The sequence below is a fragment of the uncultured Muribaculum sp. genome (assembly GCF_910583865.1).
In the GTDB taxonomy this organism is placed as follows: domain Bacteria; phylum Bacteroidota; class Bacteroidia; order Bacteroidales; family Muribaculaceae; genus Muribaculum.
In genome coordinates, this window is sequence record NZ_CAJTYX010000007.1 from 77675 (window position 1) to 87317 (window position 9643).

A 9643-nucleotide genomic window follows, 5' to 3' on the forward strand; every position below is an offset into this window, starting at 1 on the left:
GCATGACTGATAGCGGCTAAGCCCCTCCACATAAAGCGGTAGGGGCTTTCGGTTTCTTTAAATGGTATAATAAAAGACATCAATATAATGACACATCCACTTCGCAGCGACGCTACGACGCAGGGACGCCGCATGGCAGGAGCACGAGCCCTCTGGAGGGCCAACGGCATGAAAGAGGAGCAGATGGGACGCCCCGTAATCGCCGTGGTAAACTCGTTCACACAGTTCGTCCCCGGCCACACACATCTCCACGATGCCGGACAGATCGTAAAGGAAGAGATCGAGCGGCTCGGATGCTTCGCCGCCGAGTTCAACACCATCGCCATCGACGACGGCATAGCCATGGGCCACGACGGCATGCTCTACTCGCTCCCCTCGCGCGATCTTATCGCCGACTCCGTGGAGTATATGGTCAACGCCCATAAGGCCGACGCCATGGTCTGCATCTCCAACTGCGACAAGGTGACCCCCGGAATGCTCATGGCCGCAATGCGCCTGAACATCCCCGCCATATTCGTCAGCGGCGGACCGATGGAGGCCGGCGACCTCGACGGCCGGCCACTCGACCTGATCGACATCATGATCGACTCAGCCGACTCGTCGGTGAGCGACGACACAGTGCGCCTGCTCGAACGCAAGGGATGCCCCACCTGCGGCTCATGCTCGGGAATGTTCACCGCCAACTCCATGAATTCGCTCAACGAGGCTATCGGCCTCGCCCTTCCCGGCAACGGTACGGTGCTCGCCACCCACGCCAACCGACGCGAACTGTTCCGCCGTGCAGCACGTCAGATCGTGAGGAACGCCGAAGCCTACTATTTCGACGGTGATGAATCCGTGCTCCCGCGCAACATCGCCACCCGCGAGGCCATGCTCAACGCCATGTCGCTCGACATAGCCATGGGCGGCTCGACCAACACCGTGCTCCACCTCCTCGCCATAGCCAACGAGGCCGGCGCCGACTTCACCATCGACGACATCGACCGCCTTTCGCGCGTCACCCCCGTGCTTTGCAAGGTAGCGCCCAACTCGCATTACCACATACAGGACGTCAACCGCGCGGGCGGCATCCTCTCAATCATGCGCCAGCTTGCCCTCCGGGGTCTGCTCCACACCGGTGTGCGGCGTGTCGACGGCCTTACCCTCGGCGAGGCCATCGAGCGTTTCACCCCCGAAGGCTCGGACTACACTCCCGAGGTCGACGCGCTCTGGCACAGCGCTCCCGGCGGCGGACGCAATCTCGTGATGGGTTCGCAGGACAACACTTATCCGTCGCTTGACCTCGACCGCGCCGACGGCTGTATCCGCGATTTCGACCACGCCTATGTAAGGGACGGCGGTCTTGCCGTGCTCCACGGCAACATCGCCCTCGACGGCTGCGTGGTCAAGACGGCCGGCGTCGACGAGAGCATATTCCGCTTCAGCGGGCCGGCCAAGGTGTTCCGCTCCCAGGAGGAGGCCGTCGACGGAATCCTTCGCGATAAGGTGGTCAGCGGCGACGTGGTGGTCATCACCCACGAAGGGCCTAAGGGAGGCCCCGGCATGCAGGAGATGCTCTATCCCACGAGCTACATCAAGTCGAAGCACCTCGGCAAGGAGTGCGCGCTCATTACCGACGGACGCTTCTCCGGAGGCACGTCAGGACTCTCCATCGGGCATATCTCTCCGGAGGCAGCCGCAGGAGGCAACATCGGACTCGTACGCGACGGTGACATCATCGACATCGACATACCCGCACGCACAATATCCGTGCGCCTCTCCGACGACGAGCTTGCCTCGCGTCGTCGCGCCGAAGAGGCCCGTGGGAAGGAGGCCTTCACTCCCGCCGGGCGCGACCGCTACGTCAGCAAGGCTCTCCGCGCCTACGCCTCGATGGTGACATCCGCCGACAAGGGCGGCGTGCGCGGCGACATCTGACCTCGCGCTCACCCAACAGTAATAAGCACAACAAACATAGCATAATGATTATGGAAAAGATATCCGGAGGCGATGCGCTGATACGCTCTCTCATCTGCGAGGGTGTCGACCTTGTGTTCGGCTACCCCGGTGGATCGATAATGCCTGTCTACGACCGGCTCTACGATTATCAGGACCGCCTAAAGCATATACTCGTGCGCCATGAACAGGGCGCCACACACGCCGCCCAGGGATATGCGCGTGTGAGCGGACGCACCGGAGTGGTCATCGTCACGTCAGGCCCTGCCGCCACCAACGTGGTCACGGGGTTGAGCGATGCCCTCATGGACAGCACCCCCATGGTGGTAATCACCGGACAGGTGGCCACACCGTTCCTCGGGTTCGATGCTTTCCAGGAGACCGACGTGGTGGGCATAACGCAGCCTATCACAAAGTGGAGCTACCAGATACGCCGTCCGCAGGACGTGGCATGGGCCGTGGCGCGTGCCTTCTACATCGCATCTACCGGGCGTCCCGGCCCGGTGGTGCTCGACATCACCAAGGACGCACAGGTGGGCCTCACCGACTTCGATTATAAGAAATGTGACTATATACGCTCCTACACTCCTTACCCCGACATTTCCCCCGCCGACGTGGAGCGCGTGGCCGACATGCTCAACGCCGCCGAGCGCCCGATGATACTGTCGGGCCACGGTGTGATGATTTCCGGGGCCGAACCGGAGCTTGCCGCTCTCGCCGAGAAGGCCGGCATACCTGTGGCGGCCACCCTCCTCGGCCTTTCCACAATACCGTCCGACCATCCGCTCTACAAGGGGATGCTCGGCATGCACGGCAACATAGGTCCGAACATCAACACTAACCGCGCCGACCTCATTGTGGCCGTGGGCATGCGCTTCGACGACCGCATCACGGGCAATGTCAAGGCCTACGCCCCGCAGGCGCGCATCGTGCACATTGACATCGACTCGTCGGAGTTCGACAAGAACATAGCCACCCATGCCACCATCCACGGCGACGCAAAGGCGGCCCTCCGCGCGTTGCTGCCTCTGGTAAAGGAGAACACCCACAAGGAGTGGCTCGCTTCGTTCGACGAACCCGCGCGCGTGGAGTATGAGAAGGTGGTCGTGCCCGAGGTGCATCCCGCATCCGGACGCATGACCATGGGCGAGGTGGTCAACAGCATCAGCAAGGCTACGGGCCATCGCGCCGTCGTGGTGACCGACGTAGGGCAGAACCAGATGTTCTCCGCGCGCTACTCGCGCTTCACCGAACCGCGCTCGATCGTCACCTCAGGCGGCCTCGGCACGATGGGATTCGGTCTACCGGCAGCCATCGGTGCAAAGATGGGCGCGCCTGAGCGTACCGTGGTGTTCTATACCGGCGACGGAGGCCTGCAGATGACCATACAGGAGCTGGGGACAATCATGGAGTACGGCACGCAGGTGAAGATCGTCCTCCTCAACAACAACTTCCTCGGCAACGTGCGCCAGTGGCAGTCGCTCTTCTTCCACGACCGTTTCTCGCAGACCCCGCTCCTCAACCCCGATTTCGTGATGATAGCGAAGGCCTACGGCATCGAGGCTGAGAACGTGGCCTCAAGGGAGGAGCTGCCCGCTGCCATCTCTCGCATGCTTGCCCACGACGGGGCGTATCTGCTCAACGTCAACATCGACGAGACCGACATGATTTTTCCCATGACACCAGCCGGGGCGCATGTCGACCATGTGATGCTCAACGCCACCGAAACATATCCTTTAGACAAATAATGGAACATCAGCTTTTCACCGTTACAGTCTTTACCGAGAACCAGGCCGGATTGCTCAACCAGATATCGGTGATTTTCTATCGCCGTGGGCTGAATATCGAGAGCCTGTCGGTAAGCCCCTCGTCGATAGAGGGGATACACAAGTTCACTATCACCTGCCTGAGCAACCGCCCGATGATGGAGCGTGTGGTCAAGCAGATCGAGAAGCGCATCGACGTGCTCAGGGCTTTCCTCTACACCGACGACGAGATTGTCTACCAGGAGGTGGCGCTCTACAAGGTGCCGACGCTCCAGTTGCTCGACGATACGAGCGTGGAGGATGTCATACGCCGCCACAGCGCGCGCATACTTGAAATTACCCGCGAGTACGTCATCATCGAGAAAACCGGCCATTCCGACGAGACCGAGGCTCTTTTCCACGAGCTTCAGAAGTACGACATACGCCAGTTCGTGCGCTCTGGCCGCGTGGCCGTCACGAAGTCCGCACAGGAATACTTCTCCATGTTCCTTGAGGAGCAGGAAGTGCGTAAGTCACATGCTGCCACAGCCGCCCGCTCCGAATCGTGACCGTATGGATAAGCAGCCGATAAAGGAATATACCGCCGCCTGGCAGCTCACCGCCGCCGAGTGCGGTCCGGAGCAGGCGATGACGCCCCCGCTCATGGTGACGCGCCTTATCGAGGTGGCCACACTTCATGCCAACAGCCTCGGCATAGGCTACGCGCGTCTTATAGTCGACGGCCTCGCATGGGTGCTCTCGCGCGTGTCGCTGGAGATGTCGCGTTGGCCGAGGGTAGGGGAAGGATATACCCTGCGCACATGGGTCGAGGGGTGCAACCGCTTGTTTTCGCAGCGCGACATGGAGATTACCTCCACCGATTCCGGCGAAGTGCTCGGCTATGCGCGCACCATATGGATGGCCATCGACATAGAGCGTCGTGTGGCCGGCGAGATACCGTCGCTCGACTCCCTTGCGGCGGTGGTGAGCGACCGTCCCTGCCCCATAGAACCTACGCCTAAGCTGCGCGAGCCGAAAGGGGATGGTGTCGTGGAGTCGGCCTACACGTTCCGCTACACCGATCTCGACTTCAACCGCCACGTCAACACCGTGCGCTATCTTGAGCTCCTCATCGACCAGTGGCCGCTCCGGTGGCATGACTCCCACTGTGTGCACCGTCTCGACATGGCTTTCCTCCACGAGGCGGTCTATCCGCAGGCTGTGACCGTGGCCACGGCTCCCGACCCGACCGACCCCATGCGCTTCACCCAGCAGATCACCGGGCCCGACGGACCATGCATGCGCGCCGCTTTCACATGGCGTCCCGACGAATATATCCCCGTAAGGAAATAATATAGAATATCTATTTATAAATCAAGTAATAATCAGATTATTATGGCAAAAATGAATTTTGGAGGCGTTGAAGAGAACGTCATCATCCGCGAGGAATTCCCCCTCGAAAAAGCCCGCGAGATCCTTAAGGACGAGACAATCGCCGTGCTTGGCTACGGCGTGCAGGGTCCCGGCCAAAGCATGAACCTGCGCGACAACGGGTTCAACGTCATCGTCGGCCAGCGCCAGGGCAAGACATATGACAAGGCCGTCGCCGACGGATGGAAACCCGGCGAGACCCTGTTCTCTATCGAGGAGGCAGCAGAGCGCGCCACCATTGTCATGTGTCTGCTCTCCGATGCCGCCGTAATGTCGGTATGGCCCACAATCAAGAAGTATCTCACCCCCGGCAAGGCCCTTTACTTCTCCCACGGCTTCGCTATCACCTGGAACGACCGCACCGGCGTGGTTCCCCCCAAGGACATCGACGTCATCATGGTCGCTCCCAAGGGGTCCGGCACGTCGCTCCGCACCATGTTCCTTGAAGGCCGCGGTCTCAACTCGTCGTATGCCATCTATCAGGACGCTACAGGCCGCGCCATGGACCGCACCATCGCCCTTGGCATCGGCATAGGCTCCGGCTACCTCTTCGAGACCACCTTCCAGCGCGAGGCCACCTCCGACCTCACCGGCGAGCGCGGCTCGCTGATGGGTGCCATCCAGGGTCTCCTCCTCGCCCAGTACGAAGTGCTCCGCGAGAACGGCCACACACCCTCCGAGGCGTTCAACGAGACCGTCGAGGAGCTTACACAGTCGCTCATGCCGCTCTTCGCCGCAAAGGGCATGGACTGGATGTATGCCAACTGCTCCACCACCGCCCAGCGCGGCGCCCTCGACTGGATGGGTCCGTTCCACGATGCCATCAAGCCCGTCGTGGAGAAGCTCTACGCAAGCGTGAAGTCGGGCAACGAGGCGCAGATCTCCATCGACTCCAACTCCAAGCCTGACTACCGCGTCAAGCTCGAAGCCGAGCTTAAAGCCCTCCGCGAGTCCGAGATGTGGCAGACCGCCGTCACCGTCCGCCGCCTCCGCCCCGAAAACGACTGATTCCACCGATAATCCCTCTTTATAATATGGAGATATGCCCCAAAGCATGTCTCCATGTTTTTTATGTTGTGACTCATTTTACGCCCACCCGATAAATTCACAGAAATGTAACTGGATTTATTTGTATTTTGTTGCCGTCCTGATTAGATTTGTACAAATCTTAAAATCTACCGACATGGAATTGCGCCGCCACCTCTTCCATTCTTTCACGGTCTTTTTCCTTGCCTTGGCCTCCGTGTGTGTGACTGTTCAATACGTGCATGCATCCGACGGAGAATTGCTTCTTACCGCTACGCAAATAGAGTTGGGGACTGAGTATATCACCGACTCGGTGGCCGACCTCTCTGCCGGCGAGGTCTTAGACAGGGACTACGGCATACGTGTGCGATGGGTCGGCGACAGTCTGATGGACATTACGACGCTCGGCTTGCGCTGCGACTTCACGTGCCGGGACGACTCCTTGTTGCTGACGATGGTGGAGACCGGTGGCGATGCCGAAGTGTTCGATAGACCGATTGTGATGAATGCCTCGGGGATATTTTCATCTGAAGTGCACCCCTACGGAGGATATGAGGGAAGGACAGTTGGAAACTTGGCCAATTATGTGGTCAGAAGTTTGCTTGTAACTTCCGAGGGCGATACGTTGCAGACGCTCATGAACAAGCAGGTGATTCTGGGAACAACCTATTCTCCGGCGGATAATCCCCGCCTTTATGTGATTTCGATAAGAGAATTGCGCAGCTATTATATCAGTGATAGCCCGTGGCCGGTGGCAGTTGTCGTTACGAATACTTATTATGACAGTGACTACACAGGAATAGGGCAAAAGAGATTCGCACTTGACCTTATTGCACCTTCCTCGGAAAACAGAGGTGCACATGCCAATATGTACCATACCACTGCCCTCGGCAAGGCGCTTGCCGGGCTTTCTCCATTTTCTCAGCTGCCGTATGGCGTGTTGCCCGGTAATGCCCCAAGTTCATTGTCGGCATCGGAATCCGGACTTGAATGTGAAGTGTCGTGCGACGGTGGCTCAATTCGAATCAACCTCCTTGGCTCGACGCATGGAGATTCGTCGGATTGTACCGTGGTGCTCAGCGACGTGCGCGGCATCGTATGGCATGCGGGCACTTTCCGTGACGGTACTGTGATCGACGTGTCGTCGTTGCCCAGTGGGGAGTACCAGATCACCTTATCCGACGGCTCTGCCGTACATACCGAGAAGCTTTCATTCTAAACCCGATAATCTTCAGGTCATGAAAAGATACATGCTCCCGTGCCTCGCGCTTCTTGCGTCAGCAGGTGTTTCGGCATCGACCAGCCAGCTGATGCCTACACCTCCGGAACACCTTTCTCCATCCACCGCGTCACCGGGGGAATACGGCATGACGTCGGTGGATCTCTACTCGGGTACGCCATCCATCGAACTGCCCCTGCTTACGGTCAATGCCGGAGGAGGCCATTCATGGCCCGTTGCCATCGCCTACCATTGCGACGGGCTGAAGCCTTCGGAACCGGACGGCATAGTCGGGGCGGGATGGACATTGAGGAGCGCAGGGGTCATCACCGCATCAAGGCATGACCTTCCGGATGAGCTGGACTACATAAACGGGGTCTCGTTATACACTGACTATAGCGATTTCGGATGGTATCACAGGCACCGGTCCGCCAATATACCTTTTGATGATGCCGGTTCTGTAAGAAGGGCATTGGATGGCTACGCACATTCCGACCGGCTTTTCGATGACACCGAGCCTGACGTGTTCAATTTCAGCTTCCCCGGTTGCCAAGGTGCTTTCTTCCTTGGAGAGGACGGGGAGTGGAAGGTCAGATGCAATAAAGATGTGAAGGTGTTTTTCGGCGGGACTTCCTCCGACTACGTGGACCCTTACGAGCTTCTCGACCTCTACATCTCCGATACGCCGGACTATCTTAAAATATCGGGACAAGCCTATTCCAAGTCGTTCGGACGATTTAAGATAATAGACGAGGACGGCACCGAATACACTTTCGGAGGTAGCAATGAATCGGTCGAGCACTATATACCCTTTTTTACCGCGCCGGGTGCCCAGTTTGTCGCCGGCGCATGGCATCTCACAAAGGTGCGCTATACCGACGGACGTACGCTTACATTCAGCTACAGCACCGACCGGCCCTACATAGCCCGTCTCACCTATGACAATTACAGATGGAGTAGCCATACACTCTCTACAGGGGGCTTCCTCGCCTCCGACTGCGGAGGATTCGGAGCGGGAAGCAGCGGGACGTATGGGGGCAACCTCATAATGCCCGTCTATCTTACGGGAATAACTTCCGACGAGGATTCCATTTCGCTCGAATATGATACAGATAATTCCGCATATTATGATTTCCGGGCGATATGTGACAGGCATGAAACGCGGTACAAGTATGGCAGATATCTTCCGTTGCTCGAGGATGTTGTCAAGAACGTCGACTACTTCGACTACCGGTATCCTAAATGCCTTGAGGCCTTACGACGTAAGAAGCTCGTGACGATGAAGCATTTCAGGATGCACCAGCCCGAACACCGGCTCGATTTCAGCTACTCCGAGGGAAACCGTCTCATCCTTACCACGATAACCGACGATGTGGTCGGCGACATATACCGCTTTGCGACCTACGAGCCGGACCAGGTGCCGCCGTTGTCGTTCGACAAGAGCGACGCATGGGGGTATTACAAGGGTTACGACTATGCCTCCGGGGGGAGCGACGCGTCCTGCTACGGGATGCTTGAACGGATAATATATCCTACCGACGGTTCTGTGCGGTTCGAGTATGAGAGGCACGACTATTCATCAGTCGTCACGGAACTGCGCGATGGACTGTCCTACGAGAATGGAAACAGGACTGCCGGCGGATTACGAATCAAGAAAATATATCGTTGTACTTCTGAAAACGCATCCCGCGAGTTCCTTGACAAGGAGTATTTCTATGTCAAGGACTATGACCGTCACAAAGGCTCTTCCGGTATTTCCAGCGGGTGCATGCTGCGACCGCCGCTGTATTCATATTCATTCGTCGCCACGAGCATCGACGGGAGCCGCCATAGCGTGGCGTTCTCCACGGAAAGGTCGCTTGCTTGCCACGACACTGCCGGAGGCGAGGGGCATGTAGGCTATTCCGAGGTAGCGGAAAAGAATGCCGACGGGAGCGTGACGGTCTACAAGTTCACGGACTTTGCTACTGTCCCCGACGAACGCCCGGTAGCGGAACTTATGGATCCGAAAGGTATAAAGCCATGTTCCTACCGTACCTCCGACCGTGGACTCCTCAAGGAAAGCATCCGCTATCTTCCCGATGGCAACCTCTGGAAACGTACGGTATACACGTATTCCCCGTCCGTGAGCCTCGACAGGTCGTATGTCAAATGCCTGTACCTGTGGGGCGACATGCTCTGCAAGGGTGACGAGTACGGAAACGGTTTCAATACCGGGTCCTGGATATACGATGCACGGCTGACGCATCTTAATTTTATACAACATCAAAACTTTTTAAAGCATAGA

General features: G+C 58.0%; 7 protein-coding genes. All 7 read left to right on the top strand.

Going from position 1 to position 9643, the window contains the following annotated elements; all coding sequences use genetic code 11:
• Positions 1 to 87: 87 nt before the first annotated feature.
• Positions 88 to 1917 (top strand): dihydroxy-acid dehydratase, encoded by a 1830-nt coding sequence (ilvD, locus tag QZ303_RS02925; protein ID WP_295728853.1) that lies wholly within the window; start codon positions 88 to 90, stop codon positions 1915 to 1917.
• 44 nt (positions 1918 to 1961) lie between these two features.
• Positions 1962 to 3683 (top strand): biosynthetic-type acetolactate synthase large subunit, encoded by a 1722-nt coding sequence (ilvB, locus tag QZ303_RS02930; protein WP_295728855.1) that lies wholly within the window; start codon positions 1962 to 1964, stop codon positions 3681 to 3683.
• On the top strand, positions 3683 to 4249 hold the full coding sequence (gene ilvN, locus QZ303_RS02935) for an acetolactate synthase small subunit (RefSeq protein ID WP_295728857.1): 567 nt from the start codon (positions 3683 to 3685) through the stop codon (positions 4247 to 4249). Before ilvB ends, ilvN begins: the two co-directional genes overlap by 1 nt.
• A gap of 4 nt (positions 4250 to 4253) precedes the next feature.
• Positions 4254 to 5033, top strand: a complete 780-nt coding sequence (locus QZ303_RS02940; protein WP_295728860.1) for an acyl-ACP thioesterase domain-containing protein — start codon at positions 4254 to 4256, stop codon at positions 5031 to 5033.
• Between the two features lie 42 nt (positions 5034 to 5075).
• Positions 5076 to 6119: a ketol-acid reductoisomerase gene (ilvC, locus tag QZ303_RS02945; RefSeq protein ID WP_295728863.1), complete on the top strand. Its 1044-nt coding sequence runs from the start codon at positions 5076 to 5078 to the stop codon at positions 6117 to 6119.
• 175 nt (positions 6120 to 6294) lie between these two features.
• Entirely contained in the window at positions 6295 to 7356 is a 1062-nt protein-coding gene (locus QZ303_RS02950; RefSeq protein WP_295728866.1) for a T9SS type A sorting domain-containing protein, read from the top strand.
• A 19-nt stretch (positions 7357 to 7375) separates the two neighbouring features.
• The coding region (locus QZ303_RS02955) for a hypothetical protein (RefSeq protein WP_295728869.1) at positions 7376 to 9643 on the top strand (2268 nt) is incomplete at its 3' end.

Excerpts from the sequence above, each read along its gene's own strand:
- ilvD (WP_295728853.1), top strand. The coding sequence starts at position 88 with ATGACACATCCACTTCGCAGCGACGCTACGACGCAGGGACGCCGCATG.
- ilvB (WP_295728855.1), top strand. The coding sequence starts at position 1,962 with ATGATTATGGAAAAGATATCCGGAGGCGATGCGCTGATACGCTCTCTC.
- ilvN (WP_295728857.1), top strand. The coding sequence starts at position 3,683 with ATGGAACATCAGCTTTTCACCGTTACAGTCTTTACCGAGAACCAGGCC.
- QZ303_RS02940 (WP_295728860.1), top strand. The coding sequence starts at position 4,254 with ATGGATAAGCAGCCGATAAAGGAATATACCGCCGCCTGGCAGCTCACC.
- ilvC (WP_295728863.1), top strand. The coding sequence starts at position 5,076 with ATGGCAAAAATGAATTTTGGAGGCGTTGAAGAGAACGTCATCATCCGC.
- QZ303_RS02950 (WP_295728866.1), top strand. The coding sequence starts at position 6,295 with ATGGAATTGCGCCGCCACCTCTTCCATTCTTTCACGGTCTTTTTCCTT.